Here is a 19,408-nt window from a genome sequence, read left to right on the forward strand (position 1 = left end):
GTGAAGAATTGACAAATGAAGAAATACTGAGCTTAACATTCATTCCACTTATGAATAGTAAAGAAGACAAATCTACAAGAGCTATAAAAAGCATTGAACTTGCAAGCAAAATCAAAGAAAATGATAACAAACTTCATTGTTTAAGTTTATTATATGCTCTTTTAGAAAAATTCGGTGATGATGATAGTAAGAAAAAATTTAAGGAGGTATTCTCTATGACTGAAATAGGAAAAATGATACGTGAAGAAGGATTGCAAGAAGGTCTTCAAAAAGGGCTTCAAAAAGGGCTACGAGAAGGGCTACAAGAAGGATTACAAGAAGGAAAACTTGAAGGTAAATATGAAATTTTAGTAAAGCAGTTAATAAAAAAATTCAAAAAAATCCCAGAGGAATACCTTAAAAAAATCAAAACTTTATCTCCAGATGTAATTGATATAATTGCTTTAGAAATTTTTGATATGAAAGATATTAAGGATTTAGAAAAATACCTATAATGGTTAAGTTTTCTTACTAGAATAGCAAACACTATACAATAAAAACTTTAATTAGAGAATAGTGAATAAGGAATAGTGAATAGTGAAGGTTGAAATTGCTACGCAATTTCTTTAATAAAGAGTGCCAGTTGGCTAGTTTGCTAGTTACAAATCTGTATAGTTGACTGGAGACCGGAGACTAAAACAAAGTCACTAATCGCCAATCACTAGTCGCCAAAGCAAATTGTAACTTTGATGAAAATTAATACTTAGAACTTTCTTCTTACTATAGATATTAGTTTTCAAGTTACAAATTTATATTGGAGACTAGAGACTGGAGACTAAAACAAAGTCACTAATCACTAATCACCAGTCACCAAAACAGATTGTGGCTTAGTCAGAAATTAAAACCCAGCACTTTGTTTTTGAGTAGATATTGATGTACAAATACCAAATCTGTACTAGAAACTAGACCTCTAGCCGACTAGCAAACTTGATTAATCCTAGTACCTAATAAGATGTTAATTTTCAAGTTACAAATCTGTATAGTTGACTGGAGACCGGAGACTAAAACAAAGTCACTAATCACCAATCACTAGTCACCAAACCTTATTGTGACTTTGATAGATATTAGTACCTAAAATCTTATTCTTAAATAGATGCTAGTTTTCAAGTTACAAATCTGTATAGTTGATTGGAGACTAGCGATTAGAGACTGGAAACTAAATAAAAGTCGCCAATCACCACTCACCAATCGCCAAAACAGATTGTAACTTAGTTAGAACCTTAAAGCCTAGCACTTTCTTTTCTTTCTTAGTACCCAGTACCTCAAACAGATACTGGTATACGAATATCAAATCTGTACTAGCCGACTAGCCCTCTAGCAATCTAGTCCACTTGCTTTTAGTACTAGCACCTTCTTTTCCCTTCTAGTACCTGATACCTGAAACAAATACTGGTTTTCAAGTAGCAAATCTGTACTGGAGACTAGCAGTCTGGCAAACTTGCATTATTCCCTAGTACCTAATAAGATACTAACGCTCTCGCTTTTCTCCTAAAACCTTATTCTTTATCAATATCATAAAGAATATAATGCTGGTTTTACGGTACTATTTGCTATGTAAATAATTCTTGTATTCACTTGTAAAATCTCTTCCCATATTTTTTACATGCTTTTTTACAAAAGCTTCGGATAGCTCATCTGACGTAATTCCATAACAAATCAATGCATCACTATAGTACATCATTACATCAACTAGTTCTTCAACAAATGCACTTCTCACTGTATCATCACTTATGATATCATTTTCTCCACGCTTTTTAATGATTGATATAGCCTCTCCCATTTCTTCTATCATCCATAATAAACAATTACGACCATTTTCTACAGAAAGCGGAGTCCATTTCCCTTTGTATTTCTTTTGTAATTCCTTTTGCATAGAAATAATTTCTGATAATTTCAAATCGCGCATATTTACATCTCCCTTAAATCAATCTTTTTTCTCATAAATAATACTACTTTCATTGTGAACTACCACCGAGACAAGCAACGGTGGCTTCTTTATAGAAAGTGTACTTGTAAACTTTCCTCTAACATAGTTAGATAGCCTTATTTGTAAGGGCGAGTCCACTTGACCTTATCACTCTTACGGTGTTGTGAATACATTTAGTTTTACGATACCTTGTATATTTTACGCGGTTAAGGATTACTAACTACAACTTCATATATACAGTTGTCGAAGTACTATTCTACCACGATAGATAGTTATGCCGTTAGCATAATCTTGCATAGTTAGGAATATAGGTTGTATGCAACCATTCCTAAAACAGCTACTTGCATACAAAAAACGTTAAAACGGCACTTATATTATATCAAAATTCTTACATATTAACCATATCGAAGAGCTACTATATCAGTGTAAAAACTATATGATATTTACAATTCCACTTAGTATGTACTAAACTACTATTGTCCATATTGGATAGCCTCCTTTGTTTAATGGTATCGGTCGGCAAACCTACTACCATTTCACATTGGAGGTTTTATTTTTTCTACTCATAGCTATAAACTTTTTTAACCCCCAGACATAACCCATGATTTTTATTTCATAATAAAGATTTTCTGCAAGCTGCAGAAAATCTTTATTATGATTAACCCACAAAAATCATGAAATTAATTACTTTAATAGTTTTTTTTTGATATAATATAGGAAGAAACTGATAATGGAAAGCGGAATCGATATATTTTGTAAAAATACTTTTCAACAAATATCATTAGAGTATACAGCAACCAAGTTACCAAATTATTTAAAAAAATAATTTAATGAAAGTTGGGTACACGTCTTCCAAGAATATATATTTCCAAATATTAATGAAAAAAGATTTCCTGTACTTTATAGTAATAATTATGCTACAAGGCTAAACTCACCTGTAAACGTTTTAGTGGGTCTTTTAATAATAAAAAAAATTTTTGATAAAACAAGAAATGTAGATTCTGAAAACAAGATTTAATAAGATGAAATATTTTGAATGTATTTGGGTTAAATAACTAAGTATAACAATAGACTAAATAGTTACTATATTAAAATTTCGTTTTTCAAAATTGTTGGAAGGAGATATTTAACGTGACTAAAAAAAATAGTGCATACTTATATGGAGAAAAATGTTCTAGATTATTAGAATTGAGAGAAACTCCTGAGTTTAGAGAAATAATTCCAAGTATATATCCAATTGATACTTCAATGGTAGATGAATTTATGAAGAATAGTTCATATGATAGTTTTGATTTTCAAGAATTAGTTTCAAAATTTATAGAATATTATGAAGAACGTAAAGAAAAATTAATTGAGTCTGTCAAAACAGTATGTGGAAATACTCCATGGATAATTAGAAGTTCAGGGGATGAAGATGGAGAATTAAATATAAATGCAGGTGGCTATGATAGTATTGTGTGTAATACTAAAGACGAGTTTCTTATAACACTTGCTAAAGTAATCTTTAGCGGATATAAAACAAATGCTATTAAACAGATGAAATTGGCTAATAATGAAAACTATATTCAACCAAAACCTATTCCTGTATTTGTTCAACCTTTAATTCAACAAATTGATAAAGGGATAGTAAAAGATAATGAAGTTCCATATTTAAACAAAGAACAACGCTTATATTTAAAGAAACAAATAATCAATTTACATGAATTACTTAATATGGATAACTTGGATTGTGAGTGGGTAATTGAATCAGATGCAACAATCATATCAGTTACTAGTTTTACAATAAGAAAGAATAATAAAATTTTTGGACAGATTTCTTTTGGATTTAATTTATTTTCTACACAATTAGTAGATAAAAGTCCAAACAGTACTTTATATTGGATTGCAGAAGACGATTTTACAATTTGGAACGGACAATATTTCGTAGAAATTGAACTGAAAAAATTGCATCTTGTTCAAGCAAGAGCTTGTAAAGATTTTAATATATTAACTAAGGTGTCAACCTTAAGTAAAAATACAATTGAAAATCTAAATGAACTAGGTTGGAAAAAAGTTGATGCATTAGATACTATAATAGCAGGAAAAGATATAAAAATTGGTAGCTTTATCAAAGCGAAAAGTTTAAACCTTGCATGGGGTATATATTTATCTTTGAGTGAAAAACAAAGAAAAAACATTTCAGCAGTTTTTGTAGAAGTTGGTAGTAGAAATGAACATGCTGGAATAATGTTTGCTTCAACAGGAATTTCAGTTTTAAGAATGGATACTAATAATATACCATTATATTGTGATTCTGTTGTAATTGATCCAGTTAATTTAGAATGTTATTTTAGTAATAACAAAGAAAATATTACACAATTAGACACTTTAGAATTTGATAGTATAGTATTACCAAAGGATTGCTTTATGTTATTTGATAAACAAGATTATACAGATACATTTTTTGAAGATATAATCAATGATGGAGTATTAAAAGATATTGATAGCATTCCAATAAAAATCAAAGACTTAAGTGTATTATTAAGAATTAAAGATATACCAGATAAAAAGAAAAAAGAAATTATTTATAAAAGCATGTTTCCTAAAAAGAGTGCTACAATTAGAACAAATAGTGAATGCTATTCACATACCATATTAGGAAGAATTTATTCATTAATTATGAGGAAAAATTCACTATATGAGTATAATTTAAATATTATTAAATCAAGTAGTTTACCAAAAGAATCAAAGGACTACTTAAAATCTGAATACTTAACAGTTAATACTAATATATCTGGTTCAGTTTTTGAAAAATTACAAGAAAAGTGTCCAGAAAATTTATTAAAGATATTATCATTAAAAGATATTGAAATAAATGGTGAATTACTACTATTAGAAGAAAATTTTGATTATATATCCGAAGAAAATATTACAAGTATATTAAAACATGCTTGTAGAATTATAGATGAGTACAATGATACAGAGTTAGTATTAAAATTATTAAGTTCAGCAATATATTTAAAGAATAGATTTGAATTACTACCAGTATACTCAATAGAGGAAAAAGAAGAAGTATATTCAAAATTTAAAAATATCATTAGCATAGCAAATGATGATTTTATAAAAAAATTATATGTGGTATTAAAAGATGGGGTACTTGTAATATCACAAGAAATTATATTACTTTTTGAATCAATTAACAATCCAGAATATTTAGATAGTTATGTTAAGTTTTTAAGTTCATATTTTAAGTTCAATGAAATAATAAGTAAATATGATCAAATCATTGCTTTTACAAATAAAATTAATAGTGTATTTAAAAAAATAAGTTCACTGTTTAAAGAAAATAGTAATTTAGGTGATATTATAGGAAACTTATACAACATAATTATTGAGGCTTATGATAGTATAGGCAAAGAAATATTACTTATATTATTAGAAAATGAAAATGAAGAAAATTATAACTTATACTTAGATTTATTAAATAATTGGATAGATTTCTTATCTATATATAGTAATAATACTAAGATATTATCTAACTTTAAAAAGTGGATAGAAATTAAAAAAAATTTATTAGGAAGCTATGAAGATTACTTCTTAGAAGATGTTCATTGGAAGATATATATTGATGATGCAGTAAAGGATGATGTAGAAAATCTAAAATTAAAAAATCCTCATCAATTACATAATGTATTACATCAGTGGTCACTTTCCTTAACACCTGAAGTAAATACAAAACATATTCCCCAAAACATTAAAATTATGTTAGATTTCGTTAATAGTTTTGGTGAACAAGATAAAAAGTTATTACGTTTCCAAAGAGATTTATTTGAGATTGAACCAGCTAAGTGTACACATAAAGCAGGAATAATCTTCAAATCAGAGGCTATCTATATTGAACATAATGAAATGCCAGAAACTCCTGATAATAAAATCGTTAGATTATTATTTTTTGAAACCTTTATTAATAAATTTAATGATTGGTTCCCTGATTATAATTTTTCATGTCATTATGAAAAGATTGTTGGAACATGGACTTTATTTATTACTATATTACCTATAAAAAATGACAAATTAACTTCAGAAGATTTTATAAAAATACTTCATATATTTATATTTTTATTTGATAGTTCAAGTGATTATGCTCATTGGCCAAATGATATTGCATCAGATGCAACTGAAAGATTTACAGAACCAGAGTGGAAAAAGATTTTTGAAAAGCTAATAGAATATAGAGTATCATTTGATAGTTCAGAACAATATGTTGACTCAAAACTATATGCATTGTCCACAGTATTTACACAATTGACTAAGACAAAAGAATTAGAAAATTTATTCTTAGATGGTTATAAGCACGGAAGACAGTATTGTATGAATCTTATTACACAACAAGAATCAAGTTTAATTAATAATAATAATCTTGAAAACTGGATAACAACCTATAATAAGGCCAACAATATGTCTTTATTAATTTCAAGTATCTGGCCAGAAGAAACATTGGATTTTCTTTTAAAAATTAAAGATTTAGAAATAGTTTCTGACCTTGTTGCAAGAAATTTATTTAAGCGTAAAGACTTATATAAAAAGATAATAGGAATAATTGAAACAACTAATGATGAATCTACTTTTAAATTTGTTTTAGAACTTGTGTTACATCATGCTCCAAATTTAGTGTTAAATTTAAACGAAAGATTAGATGGAATTGTAGATTATTTGTTAGAAAATCCTAAAAAGTTTAAAAGAGCAAAGGAATTAATTTTATATAAATATGCATCTAGCTTAGATGATGATAAAGTAAAAAAAGTAATTGATGATCTTGATAGAGTACCTTATGGCTTAGATGAAACTCAAGAAAATATATTATTGAAACTTAATTCAAATAAAAAGAGATTTGATATTAAAATGGCAATTTCAAATGTAAAATAAAAAAAGTAAAAATATTGATATTATGTAAAAATGAACTTTTATATAAAGAAAAGAAATTAAATATTAATATTAAGTAATAGTAATACTGAAGAATATTCTATTTTTATTATTGGAATTAAGTATGATGATATATATTTTGATGGATTTGATTATAAATTACGAGGTGATAAGATTTTGAACTATTCTAAAAACTATTTTAAAAACATGATATATAAAGTTTGTGGTGATGAAACTAATAAGTTTTTTAAGGATCCTGAAAGAGTAGTTAAGTTACTTGACGATAGAGAAGTTGTTAATATAATACAAAGATTAGAGGCTATATTTGATTGCAATCTTGAATGGCATAATGACAAGATTGATTTAAAAGAATTAGAAAATAGGTTATGTGAAATATATAACTATAAGTGAACTACTCGCCACTTACTTCGTTGAAGCGGGATTAAGTATATAGCAATCAAGTTGCAAATCTGTACTAGCAGACTAACCCTCTAGCGTTCTTGCAAACTTGCGTTATTTCCTAGCACCTAATAAGATACTTTCCATCAAGTCACAAATTTATGTTGGAGACTAGATACTAAAACAAAGTCACTAAGCTCCAATCACTAATCACCAAAACAAGTCATCAATTCTATGAATAGAAAACTTTATTCATAGAATAATCTACAATCGCCAAAGTAAATTGCAATTTAGATAAAAATTAATTCCCATCACCCAAATCCTAGTCCCTAACTAAAGTATTAGCTTTCTAATCTCAAATCTGCACTGGGGACTGGGGACTAGAGACTAATCCAAAGTAACCAATCGCCAAAACAGATTGTAACTTAGTTAGAACCTTAAAGCCTAGCACTTTCTTTTCTTTCTTAGTACTCAGTACCTCAAACAGATACTGGTATACGAATATCAAATCTGTACTAGCCGACTAGCCCTCTAGCAATCTAGTCCACTTGCTTTTAGTACTAGTACCTTCTTTTCCCTTCTAGCGCCTGTCATCTACTTGCTAGTGCCTACTTAATGCGCAGTTTCAAAAAAGCTTTCATATGTCATATCCATTTCCTTTGCTCTGATTAATGCACATTGATATTATACTATAAAACAATTAATATTTAGTATTGATCAAATACCAAATGTGATATAATATCTTATATATAACCATAGGAGGAATATTTATGAACAAAATCATTAAAAATCGCACTAAAAAATTATTAATTTTATTTGTATTATTAATAAGTATTACATCAGTAACAATTCTTCTAATAAACAAAATTACACAGAATTCAGAAAAAACTATAACAGTTAATTTTAATGACAGTAACCTTGAAAAAATAGTAAGGGAAAAATTGAATAAGCCTTTTGGAAACATAACTTCGAAAAATATGTTACTAATAACGAATTTAGACTGTATTCCTTACAAAATTAAAGATTTGAAAGGACTCAATTATGCAGTCAATCTAGAAAAGTTAAATTTAATAAATTCGAATATAAATGATTTAAGTCCTTTAGCCAGTTTAGTAAACTTAAAAAGTTTATATTTAGGAAACTTGTATACTGCAAATTTAGCTTCATTGAGCAATTTAAAAAATTTACAAGAACTATATATAGGTAGTACAAGTGTATCCAATACAGCAGATTTGTGCAATCTAAAAAAATTACGATATCTACATATAAATGATGCAAAATTAGAAGATATATCTCATTTAAGCAATTTAAAGTTTTTACAAAAGCTATATATAAGCGATTCTAAAATAGATAATGTAAATTCCTTAGAAGCACTGACAAAACTTCAAATTCTAGATATAAGCAATACAAATGTATCAAATTTAGCCCCTTTATCTAAACTAACAGATTTAAACAAATTAAATATTTGCAATACAGGTACACCAAACTTAATTCCTTTGAGTAATTTAAAAAATTTACAAGAACTAAACATAAGTAATACAAATATTAATAGCATAAAACCTTTAATTAATCTGACAAAATTGCAGATTTTAGATATGAGTCATACAAACACAGCAGATTTAACTCCTTTAACTAAACTTATACATTTAAAAAAATTAAATATTAATAACACAAATACAGAAGACTTAACACCCTTAAGCAATCTGAAAGATTTACAAGAATTAGATATAAGTAATACTAAAACCAAAAATATAACCCCTTTAAACAATCTAACAAAATTGCAAGTTTTGAATATAAGCCATACAAACATATGTAACATAAATTCTTTGCACAAACTCGTAAATTTAAAAAAGCTAAATATCAACTACACAAAGTTAGACAATATAATTCCTGTAAGAAATCTAAAGAATTTAAGAAATTTACAAGCAGAGAATATAAATACAAATGATATGAGTCCTATTACTTATTTAACAAATCTAAATGAGTTGAATTTATCTAATAATAGAATAAAAGATATATCTTTCCTATGGAACATAGACTGGCTAACAAATTTAAACCTAAGCAATAATATGATAAAAGATATAACTCCTATAGGAGCACTCACAAAATTAGAGGTATTAAATCTTAATAATAATAAAATAGATGATATAACTCCATTAGTTAATAATTTAAGGATAGGTGGATTCAAACGATATTTACATAAAAATGCAAGTATAATGATATCTAAAAATTGCTTAGATATTACTAAAGGTTCTAAAACTTATAAAAATATTGAAGAACTTAAAAATTCACATCATATAAATGTGATTTATTGATTAATAAAAGAATGGAGACTAAAAATCATGTACAATGATTTATTATCGAATTGTAATTTATGCATGAGAAAATGCAACATAAATAGATTATCTGGCAAACTCGGCTACTGCAAAGCAGGTAAAAACATTAAATTAGCAAAGGTATCTCTTCACATGTGGGAAGAACCTTGTATTTCTGGAAGTAACGGTTCAGGAACTATTTTTTTCTCAAACTGTAATTTCAAATGCGTTTTTTGCCAAAATTATAAAATCAGCTGTGAAGGATTCGGAAAGGAAATTTCTATAAAAAGGCTCAGCGAAATATTTATAGAACAACAAAATAGAGGCGCTCATAATATAAACTTAGTTACACCTACTCATTATGTACCTCAAATAATAAGTGCAATAGATATAGCTAAAAATAACGGTCTTTCTATACCTATTCTTTATAACACTAATAGTTATGAAACCGTAGAAACAATACAAGCACTAAAAGGATACGTTGATGTATTTTTAGCAGATTTAAAATATTACGATGATAAATATGCTATTGAATATTCTAATGCACCTAATTATTTTGAAACTGCATCTAATGCAATAAAAGCTATGTTTGAACAAGTCGGAAATGTTAAATTTGATAACGATGGTTTAATAAAAAAAGGTGTAATAATTCGTCATTTAATGCTTCCTGGTCTTTTATTTGATTCAAAAAAAATAATAGATTATATCTATAAAACATTTGGCGATTCAGTTTATATAAGCCTAATGAATCAATATACACCAATGTATAACGCTTACAAATACCCCAAAATAAACAAACCTCTAAATCCTAAGCATTATGATGCCCTAATAGATTACTGTATTTCGCTAGGAATCACAAAAGCATTTATACAAGAAAGCGGTACAAATTCTGAATCTTATGTTCCAAACTTTGATCTAAAATGGGTGTGAACTACCACCCTATATTTCTCAATCTAAATCTATAAAAGTTGAAATCGCTACGCAATTTCTTGTATTCAATATAAAAACATTTGCTGATTATAAGTATATAGCACTCAAGTTATGAATCTGTATTGGAGATTGGCGACTGGAGACTGGAGATTAAAACAAAGTCACCAATCACCAATCGCCAAACCTTATTGTGACTTTGATAGATATTAGTACCTAAAATCTTATTCTTAAATATATGCTAGTTTTCAAGTTACAAATTTGCACTAGCCCTCTAGCACCCTAGCAAACTTGCTTTATTCCTAGCACCTGATAAGATACTAGCTGTCAAGTCATAAATCTGTATTGGAGATTAGAGACTGGAGACTAGAATAAAGTCACTAGTCACCAATCGCCAAAGCAAATTGTAACTTTGATGAAAATTAATACTTAGAACTTTCTTCTTACTATAGATATTAGTTTTCAAGTCACAAATTTGTACTGGAGATTGGCGACTGGAGACTGGAGATTAAAACAAAGTCACCAATCACCAATCGCCAAACCTTATTGTGACTTTGATAGATATTAGTACCTAAAATCTTATTCTTAAATATATGCTAGTTTTCAAGTTACAAATTTGCACTAGCCCTCTAGCACCCTAGCAAACTTGCTTTATTCCTAGCACCTTCTTTTCCTCCTAGTACCTAAAACAGGTACTGGTTCTTAAGTTACAAATCTGTACTAGAAACTAGCCCTCTAGCCGACTATCAAACTTGCATTATTTCCTAGCACCTTCCCTAGCCCTTATCACAGGGGTATTCCATTTCCGGAACAGCTCCTACTCCTCTATAAGGAACATGAGGTTTAAATATTTTTCTCTTAAATACTTCTCCTCTGAGTTCAGCTATTTTAGTTACACCCACATACACATCTGAAATCTTATACCAAGTTGGATAATTTACAACTCCCGTTGCAGGAAGTCCAAATATTCTTTGAAATGTTTTTACTGCCTCTTTTGTTTTTTCACCGTATATACCATCTACTTTAACCTTAGGTATTGCAGGGTAATTCCTCGCAATTCTATTTAGATAAGTTTGAACAGTCCTAACCGGAGCTCCACTAGAACCTAATTTTAAAACATATCCCGGCCAAGATTTTGGTATTCCTTCAACTTTTTTTGCTCTCTTAAATTCAAGATCGCTTCCATAAAAATGAGTTAATATTTCATATGGTGCTCTTCCTTTATCACCCAAATATTTACTGCCCCACTGAGTCATCCAGCCTGGACATTTTACTTTTACTCCATCACAATATTGAGTGAGAAGAGGCTGTTTTCTTCCCCATCTTTTTATATAAGTCGAAAATAATTCTTCCACTATTCTGCTTATATTCTTATAAATATTACGGCCATAAGTAAATGCATGATCATAAGCAGTTGAATTTGTAATGTCAAAATTCTTTCCTTTACCTCTATACCATTCAGTATATATTCTATTTAATGTAAACGATATAATACAATATATATTAGCTCTTATTGTATTTTCAGGCCACGTTGAAAATATCTCACTTGATGCAACATTTTTTATATAATCCTTAAATCCAACAGTATAGTTTGGTGCATTAGGATTATTAGGTGAACCTGCATGAACTACAATAAGTCCTGGAACCACAGGCTCAGGAAGTACAACATATCCACTTGGGGGCGGTGGTAGTGGTTTTTCTGGATCTTCTGGAATTTTAGGAGGATAATTTCCAACAAGAGTATTAGGCTGAACCTCTATAATTTCCTCCTGCCTCATTCCCCTCTTCATTGTCTTCATTTTACATTCCTGCAAAGCCGTTTTTTCTGGGTATATTTGACAATTTTTCACTATAAAAGTCTGATATCCTTCCGCTTCAACCTTAATATCACAAAAGCTATATGGAAGTTTATCTGATGGTTTCATCGAATACTCAATAGGTGGTGCATCTAATTGTATTTCATTTGTAGAGCCTGACGAATCTGACACAGTTACCTGCTCTAGTTGTCTGCTACTAGTTTCTTTTTTTTGAACAACTGTTACTTTTGCGTTCTCTATAGGAATATATGACTCTCCCTTAAATACCTGAACTTTCAAATTGCCAGTTGAAGGCATAAGTACAACTCCTTTATAAATACTTCCTTATATAATATGACGAATATCCCCAAATAGTACCTACCTTTATATATTAATCTTTTTACGCACTTCTTCAGGTATATCAATAAATACACTCCTACTTTTTTCAATAGCTCTCATATTTTTAAACACACCATTCAAGTCTAACATACCATATCCCCACTCCCTATTAGGATATATATCACCTTTTCTCTTATCAGTTCCCCTAATCAAATAAGTCATTATCTTTGTAGAGTATAAAGTTTTATCATTTCCATCAACAATTCCCCACTGCAACATAAGAGCAACTGCACCTGACAATACTGCTGAAGCAGCACTACTTCCTGTAACTGTAACTATTTGATTGTTTAAACCAGTAGTAACAACATTAATCCCTCCCACTGCAACATCAGGTTTTATTCTTCCATCTCTCGTATACCCTCTACCCGAGAATGCAACAAGAGTATTATTATTTTGATTATATGTTGCACAACAAATTAAACGTCTACTCGTACTTGGTATTGTTAAAGTTGTATATGGAGAAGGATTTAAAAATCTTGTCTGTTCTTTTAGCAATTCTCTTTGTGGCAACCATATATAATACCTTCCCTCTACTACATAATCTCCTATCAATCTAATCTGCCATATTCCACCCTTCGCATTTTTAATATTTACACATATGAGTTCATCACCTGTTATTTCTTCAGGTAAGTAATATTTAACAAACACACTACTTCCTTCAAAAATAAACTTAATCTCTTCAACTTCTTGAATCCTTGCAGGTATCTTTTCTATAACCTCCCCACTTGGTGAAACAATTCCTAATGAAATTTTATCAGGCTTACTACACCATATCTCAAATTTTAAAGACTTCTGAAAATCATCTATTTTTATCTCAACTGTCTTAATATCACCTGTTTTCTCTATCTTTCCTTCTGTATGAGTATCACTATCACCCTGATTTCCCGTCCCTGAAACAACAGCAATTCCTCTAACTTTAGAAATTTCGTTAATGTATCTTTCTACAAGAGAAGTGCCATTATGCGAACCAAAATTTGTTCCAACAGCTAATGAAATCACTATTGGCTTGTTTAATCTTTTAGCTGTTGTGAGCAAATACTTAATTCCAAGTATAATAGATGTATTAGAATAGATTGGTTTATCTATATCATTCAACCCTTCATCTTTTAGAATTGATTCTTTAGCATTCAAAAGTTTAACAACTACAAATTCACAATCAGGTGCAGCTCCCATAACACCATTTCTGCCTCTTGCTCCTATTATTCCAGCTATTTCAGTACCATGACCGTTTTCATCCTTAGAAGGAACTATTTCGTATGGATTTCCATTTTCAAGTTGTTTAGTTATAGCCTTATTAATTTGATTTGAATCATATTCGCTTCCAAAATCAAATCCTTCAGGGGGTAAACCTGTGTTTATGCTTTGATCCCATATGCTCACTATTCTTGTAGTGTCATCTTCATATATAAATTCCTTATTCAAATAATCTATGCCTGTATCAAGTATTCCAACTAAAACTCCTCTTCCCCTTAAAGTCAAGTGATTATGATCATGGAATTTTGAAATATTTGCAGCATCAATAGGTGATATGCTATTTAATGTATATAACACTGTCCTTTCAATATAAACAACTTCCTTTACTTCATCATATAGTTGCTGCTTTTTACTAGATTCTACTGAAATAACAGCATAATTCTCATCAAGTACATATACACTTGCAAAATTTATATTTTTAAATGCACTCTTTATATCTCCCTCATATTCAACAATAAAGTTATCATACCCCTCTTTTAAATACATACTTTGATTTATGTTTTCTTCAGCCCTGTACCCCAAATCTCTGCCCCCTTCATTATTCCAAACCTCTAATGAATTCCTTACACACAATGTTCCATATCCCCACAATGGGTTTGGATAATTTATATCTGTCCTGTCTCTTTTAGCTCCTTTAAGCAAAAAATATTTAAGCCTCTCCCCATACATAAATGCATCTTTCCCTTGCACAACACCCCACTCCATAAGAAGGGCAGCTGCTCCTGCAACCTCTGGTGCTGCCATTGAAGTACCTGATAACATATCAAATCCTCCTCCAGGTATTGATGAAAAAATATCTTCACCCGGTGATAAAATATCAGGTTTCTTTATATCACTAGACAATCTTCCTCTTCCTGAAAATGGAGAAATTGTATCTGTATTATAATTATAACTTCCTACGGCTATTACATTTTCTACTGTAGCGGGAATTCCTAATGTATTATATGGGTTAGGTTTCAAGAATTTTGTCTTATCATTTAAGCCCTCTGATATAGGCATCCAAATATCATAATGATTTTTTTGTTTACTATTTGAATATATTTCAATTGACCATATACCAGACTGTAAAAATTCATTTTCTGGTACAAGACTTATTACTATTTCTCCATTTAACGAAATTGGAGTAGCACCAGTATTATATATATAATAATTATCAATACCTACATAACCAGAATAATAATTCCTGTTAATACTCATTATATTAGTGGTTTTACCTGCAGGATTTTTAATTCTAATGCTTATATCATCCATTAAATTTTTATATAATTGTAATATTATTGCCGTTTCATCCTCAGCAATGTTCATATTAATAGTCTGAACCTCTTTTAAAACTCCCCCAACATGATGTGCTCTATCTCCTTCATTTCCTGCTGCGACAACAAAGCTAATTTTCTGTTGAGCACTAATTATTTTTATATACTGTTCAAGCAAACTTTTACCATCATGTGCACCATCATTTGTACTAAAACTCAAATTAATAACAAGTGGTTTTTTTAATTCTATGCTTTTATCAACTAAAAATTTAATGGCTCTCATTATCTGCGAATCCTTTGTGTAATTTACTTTACCTGTTCTAGTCATTTTGACCATTATTATAGAGCTCTCATAAGCTACACCATAGTATTTTTTATCAACTTTTCCTCCAGCACATGCAATTCCAGCCACATGAGTACCATGTCCCATATCATCTCTTTCAGGAACTATTGGATAAGGGTTCTCTGAATTTAATGCTTTATTTATTTCAGCATTATTCCATACTTTATTCGATTTTATATCATATATATATTCAATTCTTGATGTACCATTTTGATTTATGAATGCCGGATGAGTATAGTCAATACCAGAATCGATAAACCCTATCAAAACCCCTTTCCCTGAAAGATTATACTGTTCCCATGCCCCAACAACACAGGATTCCTTATTGCTTTCAATATAATCGGTGTACAACGCTTTAGGAAGTTGAAAATATATTATTTCTGGAATATTAGCTACTAAGTTAATCTTATCTGCATCCATCGTGATTATTCCAAATCCATACCCTAAATATTCAAATGTTCCCCCAAAACTTTCTATACTGTTATTTACATTATCACTATTTCCAGTTATTATAACTATTAATTCAATTTTTCTTTTGAGCAATTCTTCATTCTTGGAATATTTTATTAATTTATTTTTTACTCTATCTGGTACCATTAATAATAAATTTAATAAAGCATTGCTATTTTTCGTATAATATACCTCCAAAAATATTGTATTCACAATATAATATTAAAATATTTTTTATTTTAGAAGTACTATACATTTGATTCATTATCTTCTTTCAAATCTCTAAACTGACTTTGCTAAAAGAATATAAAATAAAAGTTTCAATCCATCACTAGTAGCCCTTCAATTCATAATATGATATTAATATTCGCTATAAAAATCTCTACATGCTGTATTTTTTTATTATAATATATACTATAAAAATCTAAATTACAGATTTAAGTAATACTCTTATCAATTGCTTAAAAGAGCACTGCATTACCATATCATAGTAATGCAGTGCTCTTTTAAATAAGATTAATCTCAACTCTTATAAGCCTTGCCAAAACTCTTAAATTCTTTTTAGAAACTGTTTCAGCCTTTAAACTAGCCCTGTTACTTATTAATAACATTTTATCAGTATCTAATTTTTTTACCTGTCTTACGCAAATATTAGAATTATATTCAACCAAGCAAATTGAATTATTAATTATCTCATGAGTAACATGTGCAAAAGCAATATCACCTTTTGAAATTCTAAAACCTAGCATATCATCATCTTCTATTTTTAAGAAAATAACTTTATCTGATGAAAAGCCTTCAATTTTATTTGATATAACAGGCATCTGTCTAGTACCGATAACCTTATTCAAATCATACCCATAAATAGGTATAGTCTTTAATACTGATTCAAAAGCTTCATTCCAAACATCATTTACTTTATTGCTTTCTATTCCTGCAATTTTACTCTCAACTTTTTCTTCTTTTTCATCATAATTCATTGATATATCATTGATTTCTTTACCTAATATCTTTGATATTTTATCTATCAAGCTTTCATTAATGATTCTTTTCCCCATCTCAACTTCTTTAATGAATTTTTCAGAAACTCCTAGCTTTTTAGCGAGTTGTTTCTGACTTAGTCCTTGAGCGTTTCTGATTTTACATATCTTTTGACCAACTCTACTCATTGCATTTCCACCTTTAGTTCAGTTTTTCTGGCTCATCATATTCTACACCAAATGTATCTACGGTTACTTCCTTCATAACTTGATCTTCATATGGCTTATCTCTAAAGTCACGTTTAACACTAACTATTTCCTTTGCTACATCAATACCTTCTATCAGTTTTCCAAATGCAGCATAATTTCCATCTAAATGTGGAGCTGAAGCTACCATTATAAAAAATTGACTTCCTGCTGAATTTGGATCATTTGTTCTTGCCATAGATAATACGCCTTCTGTGTGCTTTAAATCATTTTTAAAACCATTTGAAGAAAACTCGCCTTTTATAGAATAACCTGGATCTCCCATACCAGTACCATTAGGACATCCTCCTTGAATCATAAATCCCGGTATCACCCTGTGGAAAATAACCCCATTATAAAATCCTTTTTTAACAAGACTAATAAAGTTTTTTACCGTATTTGGTGCTATATCCGGATATAATTCTGCTTTCATTACCTTACCGTTTTCCATTTTTATTGTTACAATTGGATTCATTTTACTCTCTCCTCACTAATGTAATTCTAAATATATTTTATACTACTTTTGCACTATAATGTAAACATTTTTATATTTTTTCTTCTATAATCCCAATCTCCATTTCAGCAAAATTGATTATTCTATCTAACTTCAAAACAAAACTTCCATCTGGAAGAATAATTAAAAATTTGTCACATAATATATCTATTTTATTATCCTTTTCTACACGGATTTCTTCTAACAGTATATTTTCTTTTTCAGAAATCCCAAAAGAAACGCATAAAATATTAATACTTCCTACCTTAATCGCTGTATTTGGCTCATTCAAGATTGAAGAAATAATTATTTGTGCCTCTTTAATTCTATCAAATGTATGCAGCTTTAGCGAATTAATAATGCATATATTGTTACTCTCAGATGGATTATTGATTATTATTTTATTGAATCCATCATCATTCTTTAGCTTAATTCTTTTCACATCATCAGTAGATTCCTCATTTAAATTCTTGTCAAATTTAAATACTTTCACTTAGCTCACCTTACTTTTTAAAGTTTGTATAAATTTCTTTATAATTTAATCTATTCATTACAAAAGCGAGTCGTTAATAAATCATAACTTAATTTAATTATTTTTTTATCCTGAAGAGAATTGAAAATCTCAACTTTACCCTTTTTATAACTTTTATTTTCTATATTGTGAATCTCAATCTGCCTTTTTAATTGTTTTGCAGTTCCAATTCCTCCATCTAATATAGGAATACTACTCCCAACAACTTCTTCTATTTCATACTTAACAAAAGGATAATGTGTACACCCCAACACAATAGCAGCTATATCACCATTTAAATGTTTCCCTAATTTTTTCTTTAAATAATTGTTTATCTTATCTCCACGAGTAAAACCCATCTCTATTAATTCTACCAATCCAGGACATGGTAATAATTCAATATTAACTTCTTTTTCGTATTTCTTCATCAATTTATTGAATTTTTTCTCAGACAATGTCACAGGTGTCGCCATTATTATTATATTACCTTCTCTATTCATTTCAACTGCTGGTTTTAATGCAGGTTCTATTCCGATTACAGGTATATTACTATATTTCAATCTTAATTCATCAATAACTGCACTTGTAGCCGTATTGCATGCCACAACCAATGCCTTAATATCTTTCTTAATAAGGAAATCCACAACATCAAAACTCAATTTCTTAATTTCTTCTACAGATTTTGTTCCATAAGGAGCATTTTTGGAATCTCCAAAATAAATATAATTTTCATTAGGCATTAATTTCACTGCCTCTCTTAAAACACTGATACCACCCACACCAGAATCAAAAAATCCAATAGGTCTCTCATCTATGTTCATTTCATCACCACCAAAGTTTGCTTAATTAACAATACTATTCTATATCTACTAGGTCTAGGAAATAATAGAGGTACTAGGAGTCGGGGTTTAGGTTGAATCAAGTTTGCTAGTCGGCTAGAGGTTTAGTTTCTAGTACAGATTTGGTATTTGTACATCAATATCTACTCAAAAACAAAGTGCTGGGTTTTAATTTCTGACTAAGCCACAATCTGTTTTGGTGACTGGTGATTAGTGACTATTTATCAGTTTCCAATCCCTAGTCCCCAGTCTCCAGTACAAATTTGTAACTTGACAACCAGCATCTCACTAGGTACTAGAAGTTAAAACAAGATTCTAGCTTTTAATATCTAGCT

12 protein-coding genes are annotated in these 19,408 nt (G+C 29.3%); 5 read left to right on the forward strand and 7 right to left on the reverse strand.

All coding sequences use genetic code 11. From position 1 onward, the window contains the following. On the forward strand, nucleotides 1-494 hold a 494-nt coding region (locus tag CLTEP_RS11010), incomplete at its 5' end, for a DUF4351 domain-containing protein (RefSeq protein ID WP_153016324.1). A gap of 1,088 nt (nucleotides 495-1,582) precedes the next feature. Here the strand turns inward: CLTEP_RS11010 and CLTEP_RS11015 are convergent. Further along, the gene (locus CLTEP_RS11015; RefSeq protein WP_066826675.1) at nucleotides 1,583-1,945 is read right to left on the reverse strand and encodes a nucleotide pyrophosphohydrolase; all 363 of its coding nucleotides are present in this window, start codon (nucleotides 1,943-1,945) and stop codon (nucleotides 1,583-1,585) included. A 1,152-nt stretch (nucleotides 1,946-3,097) separates the two neighbouring features. On the opposite strand from CLTEP_RS11015, the gene CLTEP_RS11020 reads away from it, so the two are divergent. The 4 genes from CLTEP_RS11020 to CLTEP_RS11035 all read left to right on the forward strand — a co-directional run bounded on the left by CLTEP_RS11020 (nucleotide 3,098) and on the right by CLTEP_RS11035 (nucleotide 10,512). Continuing rightward, nucleotides 3,098-6,871, forward strand: coding sequence for a hypothetical protein (locus CLTEP_RS11020; RefSeq protein ID WP_066826677.1), 3,774 nt, complete (start codon nucleotides 3,098-3,100; stop codon nucleotides 6,869-6,871). A gap of 174 nt (nucleotides 6,872-7,045) precedes the next feature. Beyond that, a complete protein-coding gene (locus CLTEP_RS11025; RefSeq protein WP_066826678.1) occupies nucleotides 7,046-7,279 on the forward strand; it encodes a DUF6137 domain-containing protein in 234 nt (77 codons plus the stop codon). 758 nt (nucleotides 7,280-8,037) lie between these two features. Beyond that, nucleotides 8,038-9,582, forward strand: a complete 1,545-nt coding sequence (locus CLTEP_RS11030) for a leucine-rich repeat domain-containing protein (protein WP_066826679.1) — start codon at nucleotides 8,038-8,040, stop codon at nucleotides 9,580-9,582. A gap of 27 nt (nucleotides 9,583-9,609) precedes the next feature. Next, the gene (locus CLTEP_RS11035; RefSeq protein WP_066826681.1) at nucleotides 9,610-10,512 is read left to right on the forward strand and encodes a radical SAM protein; all 903 of its coding nucleotides are present in this window, start codon (nucleotides 9,610-9,612) and stop codon (nucleotides 10,510-10,512) included. Nucleotides 10,513-11,285: 773 nt separating this feature from the next. Here the strand turns inward: CLTEP_RS11035 and CLTEP_RS11040 are convergent. From CLTEP_RS11040 to murI, 6 genes are all read right to left on the reverse strand, one after another. Next, nucleotides 11,286-12,623 (reverse strand): peptidoglycan-binding domain-containing protein, encoded by a 1,338-nt coding sequence (locus CLTEP_RS11040; protein ID WP_066826682.1) that lies wholly within the window; start codon nucleotides 12,621-12,623, stop codon nucleotides 11,286-11,288. A gap of 66 nt (nucleotides 12,624-12,689) precedes the next feature. Beyond that, nucleotides 12,690-16,202 carry a S8 family peptidase gene (locus CLTEP_RS11045; protein ID WP_242863928.1) on the reverse strand — a complete coding sequence of 1,171 codons (3,513 nt, stop codon included), beginning with the start codon at nucleotides 16,200-16,202 and terminating at the stop codon, nucleotides 12,690-12,692. Nucleotides 16,203-16,510: 308 nt separating this feature from the next. Beyond that, nucleotides 16,511-17,173 carry a helix-turn-helix transcriptional regulator gene (locus tag CLTEP_RS11050; protein WP_066826683.1) on the reverse strand — a complete coding sequence of 221 codons (663 nt, stop codon included), beginning with the start codon at nucleotides 17,171-17,173 and terminating at the stop codon, nucleotides 16,511-16,513. 13 nt (nucleotides 17,174-17,186) lie between these two features. Further along, entirely contained in the window at nucleotides 17,187-17,705 is a 519-nt protein-coding gene (locus tag CLTEP_RS11055; RefSeq protein WP_066826685.1) for a peptidylprolyl isomerase, read from the reverse strand. A 70-nt stretch (nucleotides 17,706-17,775) separates the two neighbouring features. After that, nucleotides 17,776-18,216: a hypothetical protein gene (locus CLTEP_RS11060; protein WP_066826687.1), complete on the reverse strand. Its 441-nt coding sequence runs from the start codon at nucleotides 18,214-18,216 to the stop codon at nucleotides 17,776-17,778. A 50-nt stretch (nucleotides 18,217-18,266) separates the two neighbouring features. Beyond that, nucleotides 18,267-19,055 carry a glutamate racemase gene (gene murI, locus CLTEP_RS11065; RefSeq protein WP_066826690.1) on the reverse strand — a complete coding sequence of 263 codons (789 nt, stop codon included), beginning with the start codon at nucleotides 19,053-19,055 and terminating at the stop codon, nucleotides 18,267-18,269. Nucleotides 19,056-19,408: the final 353 nt, after the last annotated feature.

The organism is Clostridium tepidiprofundi DSM 19306, assembly GCF_001594005.1.
Classification (GTDB): domain Bacteria; phylum Bacillota; class Clostridia; order Clostridiales; family Clostridiaceae; genus Clostridium_AC; species Clostridium_AC tepidiprofundi.